Consider the following 20,320-nt stretch of genomic DNA (forward strand, 5'->3'; position numbering starts at 1 on the left):
CCCGCCGCGGGGTGCCCGGATGACCGCTCTGGGAGCCCCTCCCGCCCCCAGCGCGGTCCGGCGGCGGCGCGAGGCCGCCGTGCCGGCCGCGCTGGTGTCCCTGGCGCTGTTGGGCATCAACGCGCTGGCCTACCTCTTCACCGTCTTCGCCGCCCGCCTGCTCGTGCCGGAGGCCTACGGCGAGCTCGCCGCCCTGCTGGGCGTCATGTTCATCGGCGTCGTCCCGGCGACCGGCCTGCAGACCGCGGCGGCCCTCACCCTGGGGCGCTCGACCCCCGAGGAGCGGCCGCTGCTCGTACGGCGACTGCACGCCGCCAGCTGGGTCGGCGCCGCGGGCGTCGGGATCCTGGGGCTGCTCGCCGTCGGTCCGCTGGTCGCCCTCCTGCACCTGTCGAGCGCCACGACGGTCCTGTGGCTGCTCGCCGCCCTGGTGCCGCACACGCTGATCGGCGGCTACGACGGCCTGCTGCAGGGGACCCGCCGGTACGGGCGGCTCGCCGTCGTCATCAGCACGCTCGGCGTGCTGAAGTCCGGCGGCGGCATCGCCGGCCTGCTGATCGGCGGCACCCCCGAGTCCGGGCTGATGGGCATGGCGCTGGGCGTCACCACGAGCGCGACGGTGAGCTGGCTGGTCACCGGCCGCCCCGGCTTCGCGCGCGGGGTGCGCCCCCACATCTTCGCGGCGGCCCGCGCCTCCAGCGCGCTGCTCGGCCTGGTCCTGCTGGTCAACCTCGACCTGCTGCTCGCCCGCCACCACCTCTCCCCCGACCTGGCCGGCGAGTACGCCGTGGCCTCGATCTTCGCGAAGGTCGCCTTCTGGCTCCCGCAGGGCGTCAGCGTCGTGCTGCTGCCCCGCTTGGTGCACCAGGGCGCCCGCCGCCGGATGCTGCCCGCGGCGATCGCGCTGGTCGCGGCGGTGGGCATCGTGCTCACCAGCGCCACGGCCGTCCTGGGCGCCCGCGCCCTGCCACTGGTGGGCGGCGCCGAGTACGGGGCCGCCCTGGGCGGGGCGACCTGGATCTTCGCCATGCTGGGCAGCCTCTTCGCGCTGGCCCAGCTCCTGCTCTACTCGGGCATCGCCGCGGCCGACCGGATCGCGGCGGTCGCCGTGTGGTGCGCCGTCGCCCTCGAGGTCGTGGCGGTCGAGGTGCTCGCCGCCGGCGCCGGCCTGACGGTGCTCACGGTGGCCTGGATCGCGCTGGGCACCAGCCTGCTGCTGGTCGGCACCGGGCTGCTGCGGATGTGGCTGGCGCACACGAGCTCCGCGCGCGAGACCCTGCCCGTCTGACGCGGCAGGCCCGGCCCCCCGTGAGGGGTCCGGGCCTGCCGCGCGTCCGACCGGATCGAGCCGGTCGGGGCTCAGTACACGTCGTAGGGCGAGTCGTGGCCGAAGACCACCCGGGCCACCCCGCGCAGCCGCAGCCGCAGGAGGCCCTTGATGACCTGGGCGCGGACGAACCACGGCAGCTCGCGGAGGATGCGCAGCCGGTCGGCCCGGCTCGGCTTCTCGACGCGGAACAGCGCCATCGAGCCCGCGCGGCGCACGTAGCGGAGATCCTTCGCCGGCAGGACCTTCGCCAGGGTGCCGAGGGTGACCCCGAAGGACGCGAAGCAGTCGTGGACCAGGACCGGCGCACCCGGCGGCAGGTGCACCCGCCACTTGAGGTCGTCGGTGTAGGTCCAGTAGTCGTGCTTGCCGTCGATGTAGAGCATCTGGAACGGCTTGTCCCAGGACTTCCGGATCTTCGTCGAGTAGTCGCAGACCAGCTCCACGGTGTCCTCGACACCCGCGTTCCTGATGTTCGCCTCGAACGCGTCCCGGGTCTTGCGGCCACCGAAGAGCTTGCCGTCGATGAAGGGGTCGACCGCGTACACGCGGCCCTTCTTCTCCCGCATCACCCGGCCGAGGACCACCGTCGACCGGCCCTGGTGCGAGCCGATCTCGAGCACCGCGGACCCGTCGGGCAGGCTCCGGGCGTGCTCGTCGAGCATCTCGGCCTGCGCCTTGGTCATCCACCCGGGGATCTGGTCCGCGGCGGTCCAGACCTCCTCGAAGGTCTGACCCGAGGGCGTCAGGGAAGAGTCCGGCACCTTGCCTCCATCACAGGACAGTCACGATCGCGGAGACGCTACATGCCGGAGACGTCCGCTCCGCACTGCGGGCGTGTCGGCGCGGCGGAGGACGCCGGCCGGTGACCCGACCGCCCGGTGGTCGGTCATCCGGGGGAATCCAGGACTACTCGACCGGTTCGAGGGGCAGGAGCAGCCCAGATGCCCGCCGGTCGCCCGGTGGGCGGCCGTACCAGCCGAGACGAGAGGAGCGCCGTCCATGGCGTCCGTCATCCACTACACGATCGAGACCGAGGCGGAGAAGAGCGGCGACTTCCGCCGGGTGCTCTGGACCGGGAAGCACACCCAGCTGGTGATCATGACGATCCCCCCGGGTGGCGAGATCGGCGAGGAGGTGCACGACGACATCGACCAGATCCTCAGCTTCGTCGGCGGCACCGGGAAGGCGATCGTCTCGGGCTCGGAGAAGAACGTCGCCTCCGGCGACCTGGTTGTCGTGCCGGCCGGCGCGAAGCACAACTTCGTCAACACCGGCCCGAACCCGCTCATCCTCTACACGGTGTACGGCCCGCCCGAGCACGCCGACGGCGCGGTGCACGCGACCAAGGAGGAGGCCGACCGGCTCGAGGAGGAGGGCAAGGACGAGCCGCCGTCCTCGAGCTGACCTCCGGTCATTCCCCGGCAGCCGCCCCGTCGCGGCTGCCGGGGACGACCAGCACGGGGCACGGCCCGGACACCACGCAGTGCAGGGCCACCGAGCCCATGAGCATCCCCCGGACCCGGCCCTGCCCGTGGCCGCCCACGACCAGCAGCTCGGCGTCCCGGGCGGCGGCCACGAGGACGTCGCCCGCCGGCCCCTCCCGGGACTCCGTGCGCACCGGGACGTCCTCGGGCAGCTGCGCGGCCGCCACCTGCCGCTGCGCCCCGGCCAGCACCTCGGCGGCCATCTCCTCGGGCCGCGGGAGCACCACGGCGTAGGCGTCGCTCCAGTAGGCCGCCGCCGAGTACGCGGCGACGGCGAGCACCTCGCCACCGAGGAGGCGGGCCTCCTCGGCCGCACGCTCCAGGGCGGCCGACGAGGCCGCGGAGCCGTCGAGGCCGACCACCACGCGAGCGGGTCCGGCCGCGGACTCCTCCCGGGGATGGACGACGACCACCGGGATCCGGGAATGGGTCACGCAGCTCAGCGCGACCGACCCGAGCAGCAGGCTGCGCACGGCGCCGCGGCCCCGGCTGCCGACGACGAGCAGCCCGGCGTCCTCCGACGCCGCGAGCAGCATCGGGGCCGGCGTGCCGGCCACGGCGAGGACGTCGACCGGCACGTCGGTGCACCCGGTCTCCGCCCGCACCTCCTCGACCAGCGCCTCGCTGCGGGCCAGGGTGTCCGCCCGCACCGCCTCCACCTGCGCCTCGTCGAGCAGGAGCGGGTCGGACAGGATCAACTGCAGCGGGAAGGCGCTCACCACCTCCAGCCGCACGCCGCGCCGCGCGGCGTCCGTCAGCGCCCACGCCAGTGCTGCGCGCCCGCCGGGCGATCCGTCCACCCCGACGACGGTCCGATCCCGGTCCCGCTGCTCCGCCACGCCCGCTCCTCACCCTCGACGTCCGTCCTGCGCTGCGCAGGCTGCCCACATCGTGCCCGGGCGCACAAGAGCTGTGTTCCAGAGGCCGTGGTCCGGAGGCTTGTGCTCAGCGGGCCAGCAGCTCCAGGACCTGCCGCCGGATCTCCAGGTCCTCCCGTGACGTGACCACCACCGTGCGCGCGACGGCCCCGTCGGCGGAGACGTCGGCGTCCCCCGTAGCGGAGTCGTTCCGCTCCGCGTCCACCGCGAGGCCCAGGTGGCCCAGTGCGGCGGCGACGGCCGCGCGCACCGCCGGGTGGTGCTCCCCCACCCCGCCGGTCATCACCAGCAGGTCCAGGCCGCCGGTGGCGGCGGTCATCGCCGCCACCTCGCGGGCCAGCCGGTGCAGGTAGATGTCGACGGCCAGGGCGCAGTCCGCGTCCCCCTCGGCCCGCCGGGCGAGCACCTCCCGCAGGTCGCCGGAGGTGCCGGAGAGCCCCTTGAGCCCGGAATGGTGCTCGAGCACGTCGCCGAGCTCGGCCACCGGCACGTGCCCGTGCTCGAGCAGCCACAGCAGCAGCCCCGGGTCGAGGGTGCCCGGCCGGGTGTTCATCACCAGCCCGGCCAGCGGCGTGAAGCCCATCGTCGTGTCCACCGAGACACCGTCGCGGACCGCGGCCAGCGAGGCGCCCGCGCCCAGGTGGCAGGTGACGATCCGCAGCCGGTCGACCGGGCGACCGACCAGCTCCGCGCCGCGCCGGGCGGCCCAGGCGTGCGAGAGGCCGTGGAAGCCGTACCGGCGCAGCCCCCACCGCTCGTTCCACTCCCGCGGCACGGCGTACGTGGCGGCCGCCGGCGGCAGCGTGGTGTGGAAGGTGGTGTCGAAGCAGGCCACGGCCGGGACGCCGGGCAGCAGCTCGCCGGCCGCGGCGATGCCGGCCAGCGCACGCGGGTTGTGCAGGGGTGCCAGATGGCTGATCGACCAGAGGTGGGCGACGACCAGCGGGTCGACCAGCACCGGCCCGGTGTGCCGGGGGCCGCCGTGCACGACCCGGTGCCCGACGGCGTCGACCCGGCCGCAGCCGGCGAGGAACTCCTCCAGCGGGGTCAGGTCGCCCTCCCCGCGCCACGCCTCCACGGTGGTGGCCGCGGCGACGGCGCCGTCGTCGTCGAGGACCGCCAGCTTCAGGCTGCTGGAGCCCGCGTTGACGACGAGGAGCCTCACGCCTCCGGCTCCCGCAGCGGATTCCCGCCCTCGGTCGCCGGCCCCGGGCCGGCTCCCCACTGCCAGTCGCGGATCTGCGGGAGGTCCTCGCCGTGGGTCCGCACGTACTGGCGGTGCTCGATGATCATGTCGCGCAGGCGGTCGCGGGCGTGGGCGCCCACGGTGCGCAGCCGCGGCACCCGGTCGATGACGTCGATGGCCAGGTTGTAGCGGTCGATGCGGTTCATCACGCAGATGTCGAAGGGCGTCGTCGTGGTGCCCTCCTCGACGTAGCCGCGCACGTGGAAGTTGTCGTGGTTGGTGCGCCGGTAGGTCAGCCGGTGGATCAGCCACGGGTAGCCGTGGTAGGCGAAGATCACCGGCCGGTCCTGCGTGAAGTAGGCGTCGAACTCCCGGTCGGACAGCCCGTGCGGGTGCTCCCTGTCGTCCTGCAGCCGCATCAGGTCCACGACGTTGACCACCCGGATGCGCAGGTCCGGGAACCAGCCGCGGAGCAGCTCGGCGGCCGCGAGGGTCTCCATGGTCGGGACGTCGCCGGCGCAGCCCAGCACCACGTCGGGCTCCTCCCCCGCGTCGGTGCTGGCCCAGGTCCAGATCCCGATGCCCTTGGTGCAGTGCTCGATCGCCGCGTCGATGTCGAGGTACTGCAGGGCCGGCTGCTTGCCCGCGACGATGATGTTCACGTACTGGCGGGTGCGCAGGCAGTGGTCGGCCACCGAGAGCAGGGTGTTCGCGTCCGGCGGTAGGTAGACCCGGATGACATCGGCCTTCTTGTTCACGGCGTGGTCGATGAAGCCCGGGTCCTGGTGGGAGAAGCCGTTGTGGTCCTGCCGCCACACGTGCGAGGTGAGCAGGTAGTTCAGCGAGGCGATCGGCCGGCGCCACGCGATCTCGTTCGTCGTCTTCAGCCACTTGGCGTGCTGGTTGAACATCGAGTCGACGACATGCACGAACGCCTCGTAGCAGGAGAAGAAGCCGTGCCGGCCGGTGAGCAGGTAGCCCTCCAGCCAGCCCTGGCAGAGGTGCTCGGAGAGGACCTCCATCACCCGGCCGTCCGGGGCCAGCGCGTCGTCGCCGGGCTCCCGCTCGGCCATCCAGGTGCGGTCGGTGACCTCGAGGACGGCGTCCAGCCGGTTGGAGTTGTTCTCGTCGGGGGCGAAGACGCGGAACGTGTCCATGTTCTCGCGCATGACCTCGCGCAGGAACTGCCCGAGCACGCGGGTCGCCTCCACCGCGCCGGTACCGGGCGAGTCCACGGGGACCGCCTGGTCGCGGAAGTCGGGCATCCGCAGGGGCTGCAGCAGCTTGCCGCCGTTCGCGTGCGGGTTGGCGCTCATCCGCCGCCCGTGGGCGGGATGCAGGTCCCGGACGGCGGGCACGGGGGCGCCGTCGTCGTCGAACAGCTCCTCGGGGCGGTAGCTGCGCAGCCAGCGCTCGAGGACCTCGCGGTGCCCGTCGTCCCCGCGCGCGTCCTTGAACGGCACCTGGTGGGACCGCCAGCTGCCCTCGACCTGCACGCCGTCGACGACGTCGGGCCCGGTCCAGCCCTTGGGCGAGACCAGGACGATCATCGGCCAGCTCGGCCGCTCGGTCGCGCCGTCCTCCCGCGCGCGGCGCTGGATCCCGGCGATCTCGTCCAGGCAGGCGTCGAGGGCGGCGGCGAACCGCTGGTGCATGTGGGCGGGATCGTCGCCCTCCACGACGTAGGGCGTGTGGCCGTAGCCTCGCAGCAGGTCCAGCAGCTCCTCGCGCGGGATCCGCGCCAGGACCGTCGGGCTGGCGATCTTGTAGCCGTTCAGGTGCAGGATCGGCAGCACGGCGCCGTCCCGGGTGGGGTCGAGGAACTTGTTCGAGTGCCAGCTCGCGGCGAGCGGACCGGTCTCGGCCTCGCCGTCGCCCACGATCGCGGCCACCACGAGCTCGGGGTTGTCGAACGCGGCGCCGTAGGCGTGGACGAGGGCGTAGCCGAGCTCGCCGCCCTCGTGGATCGAGCCCGGGGTCTCCGGGGCGACGTGGCTGGGGATCCCGCCGGGGAACGAGAACTGGGTGAACAGCCGGCGCATGCCGACCTCGTCCTGGGAGACGTCCGGGTAGTAGTGGCTGTACGTGCCCTCCAGCCAGGCCGCGGCGACCGGACCCGGGCCGCCGTGACCGGGCCCCATCACGTAGATCATGTCCAGGTCGCGAGCGGAGATGGCCCGGTTGAGGTGGGCGTAGACGAAGTTCAGCCCGGGTGTGGTCCCCCAGTGGCCGAGCAGCCGGGGCTTGATGTGCTCCGGGCGCAGCGGTTCCCGCAGCAGCGGGTTGTCCATGAGGTAGATCTGGCCCACCGACAGGTAGTTCGCCGCCCGCCACCAGGCGTCCAGTGCCGCGAGCTCCTCGGCGGAGAGAGGCGCTGGCGATGCCGTCCGGGGATCCGCGTGGGCGTCCATCGCCCGATCCCAGCCGATACCGCCCACCGCAGGCAACCCGGGCCGCGTTCACTAGCCTGACCGGACAGGCCGGGACGACCCATCGCACCGGCGCCGGTGCACGAGGAGCGCCGATGACCACCGCTGTCCGGGACATCACCGAGTCCGTCCCCCGGCCTGCCCTGGTCGCGGTCGGTGTTCCTGGGGGCGGACGGGCGGTGCCCCGATGACCGTGCAGAACGGCAACGCCGCGCCGCGCCCGGTGGTCGCCGGGATCGACGGTTCCGAGATCTCCGTCCGCGCCGGGCGGTTCGCGGCCGACACCGCCCGCCTGTGCGGTGCGCCGCTGCGGCTGGTGCACGCCTCGCTGGACGTGGCCGACCTCCTCGGCACCCGGGCCGGCCCCACGCTGCGGTCGGTGGCGTCGTCCCTCATGGCCACGTGCGCGCCGATGCGGGTGGACTGGAGCGTGGAGCAGGGCGACCCGGTGGACGTCCTCCGCGCCGCCTCGACGGGCGCGCAGCTGGTCGTCGTGGGTGGCCAGGGCGCGGGGGGACGGAAGCCACCGCGGGTCGGCTCGACCGCGGCGGACCTCGCCGCCTCCGCCCGCAGCCCCGTCATCGTCCTGCCTGACAACACGACCTCCCTCGTGGTGCGCGGGCGCCGGTCGGTGGTCGTGGGTGTCGACGGCGGCCCCGGCACGGACGCGCTGCTCGCGTTCGCGTTCCGGGAGGCCGCCAACCGCCACACCGATCTGGTCGCGGTGCACGCGTGGCGGGCGGTCTCACCGGCCCGCCTGGAGTCCGACGGTCCCGCCATCGACTGGGCGGCCGTGAGCGCAGATGAGGAGAAGCTCCTGACCGACACGCTGGAGAGCTGGCAGCAGGCCTGGCCCACGGTGGACGTCCGCGAGGTCGTGGCCCGCGGCAAGCCCGCGAACAGCCTGCTCGCCGCCGGGATGACCGCGGAGCTGCTCGTCATCGGGCACCGGCAGCGGGGGCCGTTCTCGTCCCGCCGGTCGACGACGACCCACGCCGTCCTCCGCCGGGCGACCGGCCCGGTGGCCGTGGTCCCGCTCGAGTCGGGCCGCTCCCGATGACCGCGACCGTGGACGGCGCTCCGGACACCGCGGAGCTGGGCGCCGCCCTGCGCCGCGCCGGGCTGACCGACGTCGACGACTCGGGGCTCGCCCGCGCGCTCTACTCCTCCGACGGGTCGTTGTACCGGGTGCTCCCGCGAGCCGTCGTCAAGCCCCGCTCGGCCGACGAGATCGAGGCGACGCTCGCCGTGTGCCGCGAGCTGGGCGTGCCGCTCACCGCTCGGGGGGCCGGCACCTCGATCGCGGGCAACGCCGTCGGGCCCGGCGTCGTCCTGGACACCAGCCGGTACCTGCACCGGGTGCACTCGATCGACGCCGAGGCGCGCACCGCCGTCATCGACCCGGGGGTCGTGCAGGCGTCGCTGCAGGCGGCGGCCCGCCCGCACGGGCTCCGCTTCGGCCCCGACCCGAGCACGCACAACCGCTGCACCGTCGGCGGGATGATCGGCAACAACGCCTGCGGCTCGCGCGCGCTGGGCTACGGCCGGACGTCGGACAACGTCGTCGGCCTGGACGTCGTCACCGGCTCCGGCGCGCGGCTGGACCTGCCCGGCGCTTCCGGCCCCGTGCTCGACGACCTGCGGGCGCTCGTCGACGGCGCGCTGGCGCCGATCCGCACCGAGCTGGGCCGCTTCGGCCGCCAGGTCTCGGGCTACTCCCTGGAGCACCTGCTGCCCGAGCACGGCTTCGACGTCGCCCGCGCGCTGGTCGGCAGCGAGGGGACGCTCGCGCTGGTGCGCCGCGCGACGGTCCGGCTGGTCGCCGACGCGCCGTACCGCGGGCTCGTCGTCCTCGGCTACCCGTCGATGGCCGAGGCCGCGGATGCCACCCCGGCGCTGCTCCGGCACTCCCCCACCGCCGTCGAGGGCCTGGACTCGCGGATCGTGCAGCGGCTGCGCGACGTGCCGGCCGCCGTCGTCCCGGACCTGCCGCGCGGTGAGGGCTGGCTGATGGTCGAGCTGACCGGCGACTCGGTGGCCGAGATCGAGGCCACGGCCGCGCGCGTCGTCGCCGACTCCGGGGCGCTGGACACCCTGGTCGTCACCTCCGTCGCCGAGGCCGCGGCGCTGTGGCGGATCCGCGAGGACGGCGCCGGGCTGGCCGCGCGCACGTCCGACGGCCGCCCGGCGCACGCGGGGTGGGAGGACGCCGCCGTCCCGGTGGAGCACCTGGGCGACTACCTGCGCGGGTTCGAGGCGCTCCTGGCCGGGCACGGCCTGCAGGGCGTGCCTTACGGGCACTTCGGCGACGGCTGCGTGCACGTGCGGATCGACTTCCCGCTGGGCACCGGACCCGACTCCGGCCGGGGGCGCTACCGGGCGTTCGTCGAGGAGGCGGCCGCGCTGGTGGCTTCCTACGGCGGATCGATCTCCGGCGAGCACGGAGACGGTCGGGCCCGCAGCGAGCTGCTGCGGCACATGTACTCCCCCGAGGTGCTGGCCCTGTTCGGCCGGGTCAAGGCGCTGTTCGACCCCGACGACGTCCTCAACCCGGGCGTGCTGGTGCGTCCGGCGCCGGTCGACGCGGACATCCGGGTGGCGGCCGCTCCCCCGCTGCGCCGCGACGGCGCGCGGCCGACCCTGGCGCTGGCGTACCGGCACGACGGGGGCGACTTCTCCGCGGCGGTGCACCGCTGCACCGGCGTCGGCAAGTGCCGGGCGGACCTGCAGTCCTCCGGCGGGGTGATGTGCCCGTCGTGGCCGGCCACCCGCGAGGAGAAGGACACCACCCGCGGCCGCGCGCGGGTCCTGCAGGAGATGCTCGCGCCGGGCGGCCCGGTGCGGGACTGGCGCTCCCCCGAGGTGCACGAGGCCCTGGACCTCTGCCTGTCCTGCAAGGGCTGCTCGCGCGACTGCCCGACCGGTGTCGACATGGCGACCTACAAGGCCGAGGTGCTGCACCAGTCCTACCGACGGCGGCTGCGCCCGCGTCCGCACTACACGCTGGGCTGGTTGCCGCGGTGGGCCGACCTCGCGGCCCGCGCCCCGCGGCTGGTCAACGGGGTGCTGGGCTCGCGGCTGGGCGGGCGGCTGGCCAAGTGGGGCGCCGGGATGGACCAGCGCCGGGAGGTGCCCGCCTTCGCGGCCCGGACCTTCCGCGCGCAGTGGGCGGCGCGGCCCCACTCCGGCACGGGGCCGCCGGTCGCGCTCTGGGTCGACTCGTTCACCGACCACTTCGACCCCGCCGTCGCCCTCGCCACGGCCGAGGTGCTCGAGGCGGCCGGCTACCAGGTGCAGGTGCCGGGCTCGGACACCTGCTGCGGGCTGACCTGGATCACCACCGGCCAGCTCGACGCCGCCCGCCGCATCCTCGGGCACACCGTGGCGGAGCTCGCGCCGGTGGTGGACGCCGGGATCCCCGTGGTGGGGGTGGAGCCGTCCTGCACCGCGGTGCTGCGCGCCGAGGCGCTGGAGGTGGTCGGCGGGCCGGAGGCGGAGCGGGTCGCTCGCGGCACCCGCACGCTCGCCGAGCTGCTCGCGGAGACCTCGGGATGGGAGCCGCCCTCGCTGGCCGGGCTCCAGGTCGTCGCGCAGCCGCACTGCCACCACGCCTCGGTGCTGGGCTGGTCGGCCGACGCGGAGCTGCTGCGCCGCGCCGGCGCCGAGGTCACCCGGTTGGGCGGCTGCTGCGGGCTGGCCGGGAACTGGGGTGTGGAGAAGGGGCACCACGACGTGTCGGTGGCGGTCGCCCAGCAGCAGCTGCTGCCGGCCGTCGAGGGGTTGCCCGACGACGCCGTCGTCCTGGCCGACGGCTTCTCCTGCCGCACGCAGCTGGACCAGCTGGCCGGCCGTCGCGGCCTGCACCTCGCCCAGCTGCTGGCCGGCCGGACCGGCTGAGCGGCGTCCTCCCTCGCGGTGCGGCGTCCTCCCTCGCGGTTCATCGTGAGGGAGGACGCCCGATGATCAGGTTCCCTGATCATCGCCGAGGGGTCAGTGCAGCGGGGCCTGCGCCTGCTCCTGGACCAGGCGCTCGGCACCGGAGGTGGTCTTGAGCGCCTTCTCCTTGATGAAGAGGACGGTGACCAGCGCCAGCGCGGCCAGCGGGGTGGCGATGAGGAACAGGTGCGCGGTGGCGTCGCCGTAGGCGTTCTCCACGATGGTGCGCACCTGCTCCGGCAGGGTGCTGACGTCGGGGACGGCCCCCTCGCTCGCGCCCTCGCCGCCGCCGCCGAGGACGCTCAGGTCGTCGGCGACCCGGGTGGCCAGCACCGCGCCCAGCGCGCTGACGCCGATCGTGCCGCCGAGGCTGCGGAAGAACGAGACCACCGAGGTGGCCGCGCCGAGCTCCGCAGCGGGGACGTCGTTCTGCGCGGCCAGCACCAGGTTCTGCATGAGCGCGCCGACGCCGGCACCCAGGACCGCCATGTACAGGCCGAGCAGCCACGGGGAGGTCTGCGCGTCGATGGTGGCGAACAGGCCGAACCCGATGGTCATGGCGATGCCGCCGCCGATCAGCCAGCCCTTCCAGCGGCCGGTCTTGGTGATCAGCGCGCCGGCGACCGTCGAGGACACCAGCAGGCCGCCGACCAGCGGCAGGGTGAGCAGGCCGGCCTCGGTCGGCGAGTAGCCCTGGGAGATCTGCAGGTACTGCGCCAGGAAGACGGTGCCGCCGAACATCGCGACGCCGACCAGCGCGCTGGCGGTGACCGACAGGGTGACCGTCCGGCTGCGGAAGATCCCCAGCGGGATGATCGGCTCGCGGACCCGGCTCTCGACCAGCACGGTCGCGACGAGCAGCAGCACGCTCGCGCCGACCATGAGCACCGTCTCGACCGACAGCCAGTCGTAGCGGTCGCCGGCGAAGGTGATCCACACCAGCAGCAGGCTCACCCCGCTGGTGAGCAGCAGCGCGCCCCACCAGTCGATGGAGACCTCGCGGCGCGGGACGGCGGGCAGCTTGAGCGTCCGCTGCACCAGGACCATGGCGAGCAGGGTGAACGGCACGCCGAGCAGGAAGCACCAGCGCCAGCCCAGCCACGAGGTGTCCACGATGACGCCGCCGATCAGCGGCCCGCCGACGGTGGCGACGGCGAAGATGCCGCCGAACACACCGGCGTAGCGACCCAGCTCGCGCGGCGGGATCATCGCCGCCATCACGATCTGCACCAGGGCGGTGAGACCACCGGCACCCATGCCCTGGAACACGCGGGCGACGATGAGCATCGTCGTGTCCTGCGCCAAGCCGGCCAGCAACGAGCCGACGACGAACAGCGCGAACGAGATCTGCAGCAGCAGCTTCTGGCTGAAGAGGTCGGCGAGCTTGCCCCACAGCGGGACCGTCGCGGTCATCGCGAGCAGCTCGGCGGTGATCACCCAGGTGTAGACCGACTGGCTGCCGCCGATCTCCGGGATGATCACGGGCAGGGCGTTGGACACGATCGTCGCGGCCAGGATGGCCACGAACATGCCCATGAAGAGGCCGTACAGCGCCTGGAGCACCTCCCGGCGGCTCATCGGCGCGAGCCCCGTCTCCGGTCCCGGCGGCGGTGACGCCGGGGCGGCGGGCTCGATGGTGGTGGACACAGGTCTCCTCGGAGTGCGGTGGTCGAACGGGTGCGGAGTGGGGTTCAGGCGGGCGGACCGGGCAGGCCCGCAGCGAGCTCGTCGACGGCCTCGTCGAAGAGCCGGTCGAGCGGCTCCTGCCCGCCGCGGCGGTGCCAGCGCTGCAGGGTCACGCGCAGGGCACAGCCGAGGACGGCGGCCAGCAGCGCGGGGTAGAGATCGGCGTCGACGTCGAGACCGGTGCGCGCGGCGATCGCCTCGGCCATGGCCCGCTCGTCGGCAGTGCCCAGCTCGACCAGCCGCGGCAGCAGGTCGGGCTCGGCGGCGATGACGGTGAACCGCTGCTGCCAGGCCTCCCGGTCGGCGTCCAGGGCCGCCACGACCGAGCGCAGTGCTCCGCGGGCCGCGAACAGCGGCGGCAGGTGCTCGGCCTGCTCGGCCAGGTGCTCGGCGAAGCCGCGCTCGTCGCCCTCGGGCCGCAGCAGCGCCTCCTCCTTGACGGAGAAGTGGTTGAAGAACGTGCGGTAGGAGACGCCGGCGGCCGCGGCGATCTGCTCGACGGTGACCGCGGAGAGCCCGTGCTCCGCGGCGAGCCGGAGCGTGGCGGCGGCGAGAGCTGCGCGGGTGTCCTGCTTCTTGCGCTCGCGCAGGCCCGGGGTCACGTCGTCCAGTGCAGCACTTTCGTTGCACTCTGTGCAATCTTGCACGGTGTGCAGTGACTCACAGGCCGATCTCGCCCGTCCCACGCACCCCGGCAGACGTCGGGGCCGGGCAGCCTCTGCGGCTGCCCGGCCCCGGTCGTGCTCACCCCGCCGTGCGGGGGTCCTACGTCACGCCTTGGGACCACCCGCGGCGTAGACGACCTGGCCGGAGATGAACCCGGCACCCTCGCTCACGAAGAAGGAGACGAGGTGGGCGATGTCCTCGGGCTGGCCGACCCGCTGGACCGGGATCTGCGAACCGGCGCCCTTGATGAAGTCGTCGAACGGGATGCCCATGCGGTCGGCGGTCGCCTTGGTCATCTCGGTCTGGATGAAGCCGGGGGCGATGGCGTTGGCGGTGACGCCGAACTTGCCGAGCTCGATGGCGAGGGTCTTGGTGAAGCCCTGCAGACCGGCCTTGGCCGTCGAGTAGTTGGCCTGGCCGCGGTTGCCCAGCGCCGAGGTGCTCGAGAGGTTGACGATCCGACCCCACTTGGCCTCGATCATGTGCTTCTGCGCGGCCCGGGACATGAGGAAGGCGCCCCGCAGGTGCACGTTCATCACGATGTCCCAGTCGGAGTCCGACATCTTGAACAGCATGTTGTCGCGCAGCACGCCGGCGTTGTTCACCAGGACGACCGGCGGGCCGAGCTCGGCGGCGATCCGGTCGACGGCGGCCTGCACCTGCTCGGAGTCGCTGACGTCGGCCCCGACGGCGAGCCCCTTGCCACCGGCTGCCTGGATGGCGTCCACGGTGCCCTGGGCCGACGACTCGTCGAGGTCCAGGACCGCGACGGCGAAGCCGTCCTCGGCCAGCCGCTTCGCCGTCGCGGCACCGATGCCGCGCGCGCCGCCGGTCACGATGGCCACACGGGCGTTGTTGACTGCCTCGCTCATGAACTTTCCTCTCGTCAGGTCTGCTGCGCGCCGTCGCTCCTCGATCGAGGGGACCCCGCGCTCCCCGGCACCTTACGGGTGGCCCGTGAGGCCACCGTCACAAGGTGTCGGGCCCGGTCGGTCAGGGCCAGATGGAGGCGACGATGATCGCGGCCACCGCCAACTGCCCCGCGGCGCTGACCAGGCTCGCCGGGTGGAACTGCACCTGCACGAGCGCCTCGCCGAGCCGCCCCGGGGTGATCAGGTTGAGCACCAGGAACGCGACGGCCTGCAGCAGTACGCCCAGGACGCCGAAGACCACCGTCCACCACAGGGCCCGACCGAACCCGTCGGTCGCGTTGGTCCAGATCGTGGTGAACGCGATCGCCCCCTGTCCGAGGAAGCCGGCGGACAGCACGATGCCCGCGTTGACCGACCGCTCCTGGTAGATGTGCCGGCCCAGGTGGCCGGGGGTGAGCAGGTCGAGCGCGAGGAAGCCGAGCACCAGGAGGGCGATGCCCACACCCGTGTACGCGACGGCATAGCCGATGCTGGCCAGCACGGGCGGGACCTCCGGGGTCGGGAGAAGCGGCAGCCGTGTCTACCGCACGGGCGGGACCGGCGCATCCGTCGCGGCGGGCTGCTGGGGCCCCGGCGGCGTGGCCGTCGGGTCGATCGCCTCCGGGGGCGGCGTCGCCGTCCGCCGCGGGTGGTGCCGCGGGTGGTAGAGCCGCTGCGCCGCCGCGCGCGCCGCCTGCCGGGCGTGCACGCGCTCCCGGGCCCGGGAGGTGCGCGGGGCGCGCGGCTCCTCGCGGAGGAAGGCGTCCAGCCAGTGCCCGCGCGGATCGACGTCGACGAGCAGTGCCTTGACCAGCAGCGTGAGCGGGATGGCCAGGAAGGCTCCGAGGGCGCCCAGCACCCAGCCCCAGAACAGCACGGCCACGAACGTCACCGTCGTCGACAGACCCACCGAGTCACCCACGAAGCGTGGCTGGATCAACGTCTGGACGACGAAGTTGAGGCCGGCGTAGACCGCGACGATGGCCGCGAACTCGCCCCAGCCGCCCTCGAGCAACCCCAGGAGCGCGGGCGGGGCGAGGCCGAGGACGAAGCCGATGTTGGGGATGTAGTTGGTCACGAACGCCAGCAGTCCCCAGAGCACCGGTAGCGGGACACCGAGCAGCCACAGCGCCACCCCGTCCCCGACCGCCACGATCGCGCCGAAGAGGGTGCTCACCCACAGGTAGCTGCGGGTGCCGCGGATGAACAGGCCGAGCGCGATGCTCAGGTGCGGCCGCTCGTCCGCCACGAGCCGCAGCCGCGTGCTGAACCCGCCGGACTCGATCACGAGGAAGACCAGCGCCAGCAGGAGCAGCAGCAGGGTGCTGCCGGCGTCGGTGAGCGTGGCGAACAGGCCGGTCGCGATGCTCACCACCTGGCTGTAGTCGATCTGCTCGACGAGGTCGGAGAGCTGGCCGGAGACGATCCCGGCGTCGTTCAGGTCGGTGACGACGCCGTCGATGAGCTCCTCGGCCCGGTCGGCGTAGTCCGGCAGCCGGCCCGCCAGCTGGCCCGCCGACACGATCAGCAGGACGACGAAGCCGAGCAGGACCGCCCAGACGAGGACGAGCAGGATCGTCGCCGCCAGCCAGCGGGGCACCCCGCGCCGGCGGAGCCAGCTCTGCACCGGGGTCAGCGCGGTGACCACCACCAGGGCGAGCAGCAGGGGCGCGACCAGCCAGGAGAGCGCGCGGATGCCGGAGATCGCGATGGTCGCGGCGGCCAGCCCGCCCAGCAGGAGCAGCCAGCGCGGGATGCCGGACGACGATCCCTCCAGGCTCCCGAGGGCCGGGGCGGCGGGTAGGGACGACGGCGTCCCCTCGACCACTGCTGTCTCCTCGGCGGCTGCTGTCTGCTCGGCGGCTGCTGTTCGCTCGGCGGCGCCCGGCTCGTCGGGCACGTCAGCGGTCGCCGCGCCGTCGCCCGCAGACGCCTCGGAAGACCGCAGCACGGGCGGCTGCTCGCGATCGCCGCCCGTCACCTCCGGTCGCACCATCCCGTCCGCTCCTCCCTGGTCCGCGCGCCTCGTACCCGCGAAGATCCACCCGAACCGGGGCACCGCGCCAGGGCCGGCCGCACCCGCGAGGGAAGCGCGGCCAGACATGCTCGCGAGGTCGGCCGGACGACGCACAGAATTGTCGTAGCCCGAAAGTATGTTCGGTTCATGCAGCGGATCACGGCTTCCTCCCGGGTGGAGTCGCTGCTGGCCGACTGGCTGGCGGTGCTGCCGGAGTCGGATGCGCGGTTGCCGGTGAGCCGGTTGGGTGCCGGGGAGGTGGCGGCGGAGCTGGGTCGGATCCAGCGGAACCGGGCGCGGGAGGCCGCGCGGGAGGCGGAGCTGATCCTGCGGCTGGCCGAGTTGCGCCCTGACGTCGACGATCCGCCGGAGCGCGGGCCCGGTGGCCGGCGGCGTCGGTCGTGGCGGAAGACGGCGCCGGAGTTTCCGGGGGTGAGCGAGTTCTTCCCCGATGAGGTGGCGCACGCGATCAACCTGGGCCGGGGGACGGCGGCGTTCCGGGCGCGGCGGGCGTTCGCGTGGCGGGAGAACCTGCCGGCCACGTTCGCCGCGCTGCGCCGCGGGCAGCTCGACGAGCGCCGCGCGGATGTGCTGGCCGACGTGCTGCAGCACACCACCCCGGAGCTGGCCCGCGCCGTGGAGGCCGCCCTGCTCGGCGAGGCCGCCGACCTGTCGTTGGCCGCGTTGCGCCGGCGGGCGCTGGAGCTGCTGGCCGAGCTGGACGCCGACGCGGTGGAGCAGCGGCGCGAGCAAGCCGAGCAGGCCGCCGACGTGCGCGCCTATCCCACCGCCGACGGGATGGCGGCGTTGACCACGGACATGACCGCGGAGGATGCGGCGGCCTGCTTCGCGGTGATCGACGCGCTGGCGGCGATGGCGAAGGCCGACGGTGACCCGCGCCCGATCGGGGCGATCCGCTCCAGCATCCATTCGATGCTGATCCTGCGCCCGGCCGACCACGGGCTGGGTGGGGTGACGGTCAACCTCACGGTCACCGCCGCCCTGGACGGGCTAGAAGGCGCCAGTGCGCGGGGTGGTGAAGTGAACGGGTTCCCGGTCACCGCCGCCCACCTGCGCGACCTGCTCGCCCGGGTCCGGGCGCTCGGACTGACCGCACCGGAGGGCGGGTCGCTGACGTTCGCGCTCACCGACCCGCACGGGCGGCTGCTGGCCACCGTCACCGCCGCCGAACTGGCCCGACTCGCCGCACAGGGCTGCCCCGACCACCCCGACCACCCCGACACCCAGCCGGCAGCCGGGCAGTCGGACGCCGGGCAGTCGGACGCCGAGCAGTCGGACGCCACGCAGTCGGGCGCAGAGCAGTCGGCCGGCGGCGAGTCGGGCGCGGAGCAGTCACCTTCGTGTGACTGTCCGGTCGCGGGCATGCCGGCCGACACCGACGCCTACGAGCCCCGCGCCGCGCAGCGGCGCTTCGTCACGACCCGCGACCGCCGGTGCCGCGCCCCCAACTGCGGACAGCGGGTCGGGATGGCTGATCTGGACCACGTCGTGCCGCACGGCCAGGGCGGCCGGACGACCTGCGCGAACCTCTGTTGCCTGTGCCGCTCCCACCACCGGCTCAAGACCTTCGCCCGCGGCTGGACCTTCCGCATGGACCCCGACGGCACGCTGCACGTGACCAGCCCCTCCGGCATCACCCGGACCACCCGCCCACCGGGCCTGCGGCGGCCGGAACCCGAACCGCCGCCCTACGAGCCCGAGAGCGACCCGCCACCCTTCTGACCCCAAGGAGCAGACATGCCCGAGTCAGCGCGGTGCGTCGAGCAGCTCTGCCATCTCGGTGAGGCCGAAGAACTGGGCGGTCATCCGCGCGTTCATGTCGCCGAGGTCGGGATCCGCACCGGCGGCCAGCAGGTGCCGCACCACGTCGGTGGCCTGCTTGAAGACCCCGGCCGCCAGAGCGGTCTGCCCCTTGTCGTTCACCCGGGCGTGGTCCGCGCCGCGGGCGAGCAGGGCGGCGACGGTGTCCGCGTGGGCGTAGTAGGCGGCGAGCACCAGGAGCGTGTCCCCGGCGGTGTTAGTGAGGTCCACCGGGACACCGGCGTCGACGTAGGCCGCCAGCTCCTCGGTGGCGCCGTTGCGCGCCAGGTCGAACAGGTGACCGGCCGGGACCGTGCCGGTGGACGAGTTCTCTCCGCTGCTCATGGAGGGCACCCTAGGAGGCCGCCGCAGACCGGCGGTAGAGGCGGCAGCTGGTCAGCGCTCGGCGTCGAGCAGCTCGGTCATCGCGGTGAGCCCGAAGAACTGCGCCGTCGCCCGCGCGCTCTGGCCACCCAGGTCGGGATCGGCGCCGGCCTCGAGGAGGTGGGCGACCGCATCGGCCGCCTGCTTGAAGACGGCGGCGGCGAGCGGGGTCTGGCCGCGGTCGTTGGCGCGGGAGTGGTCGGCGCCCCGGGCCAGCAGGGCCGCGACGGTGTCGCCGTGGCCGTAGTAGGCGGCCAGCAGCAGGAGCGTGTCGCCCTTGTCGTTGGTCAGGTTCACCGGGGCGCCCGCGTCGACGTAGGCCATCAGCTCGTCGGTGTGGCCGAACCGGGCCAGGTCGAACAACCGCCCGGCCAGCTCGATGACGCCGGGATCGATCGGTCCGCTGCTCACCCCCACGAGCCTAGGAGCCCGCGCCGGTGGGGGCGCGGCGCCGGCAGCCGGCACCGCTCCCCCACCGGGACGTCAGCCGGACGTCGACGGGCGGACACCGCGCTGGTCGGCGTTCGGCGCCGCCTTGGCGACCAGCCCGGGCAGGACGTCGTCGAGCTCCTCGACGGTCCAGCGCGCATCCCGGTCGACACCGGGCCCGGCCGCCCACCCCTCGGCCACGCTGATCGCGCCGCCCCGGACGTTGAACACCCGTCCGGTGACGTCGCGCGCCGACGGCCCGGCCAGCCAGACGACCAGCGGGGCGATGTTGTCCGGCGCCGACGGGTCGAAGGCGTCGGGGGCGACCGTGGGCCGGTCCGGCCGGAGGTTCTCGGTCATCCGCGTGAGCGCGGCCGGCGCGACGGCGTTGACGGTCACCCCGTAGCGGCCGAGCTCCATCGCGGTGATGACGGTGAACGCCGCGATCCCGGCCTTGGCCGCGCCGTAGTTCGACTGCCCCGGGTTGCCGTAGATCCCCGACGACGACGTCGTGTTGATGACCCGGGCGTCCACCGGACGGCCCGCCTTGTGCTCCTCGCGCCAGTACGCCGCGGCATGGCGGGTGGGCGCGAAGGTGCCCTTCAGGTGCACCTTGATGACCGCGTCCCACTCCTCCTCGGACATGTTCACCAGCATCCGGTCGCGCAGGATGCCCGCGTTGTTCACGAGGACGTCCAGCCGGCCGAAGTGGTCGATCGCCGAACGCACGAGCCGCTCCGCACCCGCGAAGTCCGAGACGTCGTCCCCGTTGGCGACGGCCTGCCCGCCCATCCCCCGGATCTCGTCGACCACCTCACCCGCCGGCCCCGTGGACCCGCCCGTCCCGTCGACCTCCGCGCCGAGGTCGTTCACGACCACGGCGTAGCCCTGCCGGGCGAACTCCAGCGCGTGCCCGCGACCGATCCCCCGCGCCGCACCCGTCACGATCGCCACGCGCTGCTCGTCCGACTGCATCTGGCAGCCTCCTTCCGTAGGTGGCCCTAGAATCGAGTTCTGGGATTTCGACGTCAACCAGGCCGAGCGCCGCGTCGGACCGGTCGACCAACGGGAGAACAGTGGCTGCGGACGCGCGAACCAGCGCAGACGGGGCCTCCGGAACCCGTCAGGCGGTCGACGAGACGCCTCGGACCGACCCCGTACCG

Annotated in this window: 17 protein-coding genes; 5 read left to right on the top strand and 12 right to left on the bottom strand. The window is 73.9% G+C overall.

The annotated features are described in order from the left end of the window. Positions 1 to 19: 19 nt before the first annotated feature. Complete coding sequence (locus A6V29_RS10020; protein ID WP_137160152.1) at positions 20 to 1,288, top strand: lipopolysaccharide biosynthesis protein; 1,269 nt, start codon at positions 20 to 22, stop codon at positions 1,286 to 1,288. Between the two features lie 71 nt (positions 1,289 to 1,359). On the opposite strand, the gene A6V29_RS10025 is transcribed toward A6V29_RS10020, so the two are convergent. Further along, positions 1,360 to 2,091 carry a class I SAM-dependent methyltransferase gene (locus A6V29_RS10025; RefSeq protein WP_212719212.1) on the bottom strand — a complete coding sequence of 244 codons (732 nt, stop codon included), beginning with the start codon at positions 2,089 to 2,091 and terminating at the stop codon, positions 1,360 to 1,362. Between the two features lie 238 nt (positions 2,092 to 2,329). On the opposite strand from A6V29_RS10025, the gene A6V29_RS10030 reads away from it, so the two are divergent. Further along, positions 2,330 to 2,734, top strand: a complete 405-nt coding sequence (locus A6V29_RS10030) for a cupin domain-containing protein (protein ID WP_137160153.1) — start codon at positions 2,330 to 2,332, stop codon at positions 2,732 to 2,734. Between the two features lie 7 nt (positions 2,735 to 2,741). On the opposite strand, the gene A6V29_RS10035 is transcribed toward A6V29_RS10030, so the two are convergent. The 3 genes from A6V29_RS10035 to A6V29_RS10045 all read right to left on the bottom strand — a co-directional run bounded on the left by A6V29_RS10035 (position 2,742) and on the right by A6V29_RS10045 (position 7,289). Beyond that, positions 2,742 to 3,653, bottom strand: coding sequence for a universal stress protein (locus A6V29_RS10035; protein WP_137160154.1), 912 nt, complete (start codon positions 3,651 to 3,653; stop codon positions 2,742 to 2,744). 106 nt (positions 3,654 to 3,759) lie between these two features. Then, on the bottom strand, positions 3,760 to 4,857 hold the full coding sequence (locus A6V29_RS10040) for an acetate/propionate family kinase (RefSeq protein WP_137160155.1): 1,098 nt from the start codon (positions 4,855 to 4,857) through the stop codon (positions 3,760 to 3,762). Beyond that, positions 4,854 to 7,289, bottom strand: coding sequence for a phosphoketolase family protein (locus A6V29_RS10045; RefSeq protein WP_137160156.1), 2,436 nt, complete (start codon positions 7,287 to 7,289; stop codon positions 4,854 to 4,856). The genes A6V29_RS10040 and A6V29_RS10045 overlap by 4 nt, the downstream gene beginning before the upstream one ends. A 205-nt stretch (positions 7,290 to 7,494) precedes the next feature. Between A6V29_RS10045 and A6V29_RS10050 the strand changes: the two genes are divergently transcribed. Both A6V29_RS10050 and A6V29_RS10055 read left to right on the top strand, forming a co-directional pair. Beyond that, positions 7,495 to 8,367 carry a universal stress protein gene (locus A6V29_RS10050; protein ID WP_137160157.1) on the top strand — a complete coding sequence of 291 codons (873 nt, stop codon included), beginning with the start codon at positions 7,495 to 7,497 and terminating at the stop codon, positions 8,365 to 8,367. Beyond that, positions 8,364 to 11,204: an FAD-binding and (Fe-S)-binding domain-containing protein gene (locus A6V29_RS10055; protein WP_137160158.1), complete on the top strand. Its 2,841-nt coding sequence runs from the start codon at positions 8,364 to 8,366 to the stop codon at positions 11,202 to 11,204. Before A6V29_RS10050 ends, A6V29_RS10055 begins: the two co-directional genes overlap by 4 nt. 93 nt (positions 11,205 to 11,297) lie before the next feature. Here the strand turns inward: A6V29_RS10055 and A6V29_RS10060 are convergent, their stop codons facing one another. The 5 genes from A6V29_RS10060 to A6V29_RS10080 all read right to left on the bottom strand — a co-directional run bounded on the left by A6V29_RS10060 (position 11,298) and on the right by A6V29_RS10080 (position 16,457). After that, positions 11,298 to 12,890, bottom strand: coding sequence for an MDR family MFS transporter (locus A6V29_RS10060; RefSeq protein ID WP_249933150.1), 1,593 nt, complete (start codon positions 12,888 to 12,890; stop codon positions 11,298 to 11,300). Positions 12,891 to 12,934: 44 nt separating this feature from the next. Next, positions 12,935 to 13,531: an acyl-CoA-like ligand-binding transcription factor gene (locus A6V29_RS10065; protein WP_212719214.1), complete on the bottom strand. Its 597-nt coding sequence runs from the start codon at positions 13,529 to 13,531 to the stop codon at positions 12,935 to 12,937. A 168-nt stretch (positions 13,532 to 13,699) separates the two neighbouring features. Further along, positions 13,700 to 14,467 carry a 3-oxoacyl-ACP reductase FabG gene (gene fabG / locus A6V29_RS10070; protein ID WP_137160159.1) on the bottom strand — a complete coding sequence of 256 codons (768 nt, stop codon included), beginning with the start codon at positions 14,465 to 14,467 and terminating at the stop codon, positions 13,700 to 13,702. Between the two features lie 121 nt (positions 14,468 to 14,588). After that, the gene (locus tag A6V29_RS10075) at positions 14,589 to 15,008 is read right to left on the bottom strand and encodes a DUF350 domain-containing protein (protein ID WP_137160160.1); all 420 of its coding nucleotides are present in this window, start codon (positions 15,006 to 15,008) and stop codon (positions 14,589 to 14,591) included. 39 nt (positions 15,009 to 15,047) lie between these two features. Continuing rightward, complete coding sequence (locus A6V29_RS10080) at positions 15,048 to 16,457, bottom strand: AI-2E family transporter (protein ID WP_249933151.1); 1,410 nt, start codon at positions 16,455 to 16,457, stop codon at positions 15,048 to 15,050. A 213-nt stretch (positions 16,458 to 16,670) separates the two neighbouring features. On the opposite strand from A6V29_RS10080, the gene A6V29_RS10085 reads away from it, so the two are divergent. Continuing rightward, positions 16,671 to 18,266: an HNH endonuclease signature motif containing protein gene (locus A6V29_RS10085; protein WP_137160162.1), complete on the top strand. Its 1,596-nt coding sequence runs from the start codon at positions 16,671 to 16,673 to the stop codon at positions 18,264 to 18,266. 24 nt (positions 18,267 to 18,290) lie between these two features. Here A6V29_RS10085 and A6V29_RS10090 read toward each other — a convergent pair whose 3' ends face one another. From A6V29_RS10090 to A6V29_RS10100, 3 genes are all read right to left on the bottom strand, one after another. Continuing rightward, positions 18,291 to 18,689 carry an ankyrin repeat domain-containing protein gene (locus A6V29_RS10090; RefSeq protein ID WP_137160163.1) on the bottom strand — a complete coding sequence of 133 codons (399 nt, stop codon included), beginning with the start codon at positions 18,687 to 18,689 and terminating at the stop codon, positions 18,291 to 18,293. Positions 18,690 to 18,740: 51 nt separating this feature from the next. Next, the gene (locus A6V29_RS10095; protein WP_137160164.1) at positions 18,741 to 19,139 is read right to left on the bottom strand and encodes an ankyrin repeat domain-containing protein; all 399 of its coding nucleotides are present in this window, start codon (positions 19,137 to 19,139) and stop codon (positions 18,741 to 18,743) included. Positions 19,140 to 19,211: 72 nt separating this feature from the next. Beyond that, positions 19,212 to 20,132, bottom strand: a complete 921-nt coding sequence (locus tag A6V29_RS10100) for an SDR family oxidoreductase (RefSeq protein WP_137160165.1) — start codon at positions 20,130 to 20,132, stop codon at positions 19,212 to 19,214. Positions 20,133 to 20,320: the final 188 nt, after the last annotated feature.

Origin of the sequence: Blastococcus sp. CCUG 61487 (genome assembly GCF_005222955.1) — a bacterium.
In the GTDB taxonomy this organism is placed as follows: Bacteria; Actinomycetota; Actinomycetes; order Mycobacteriales; family Geodermatophilaceae; genus Blastococcus.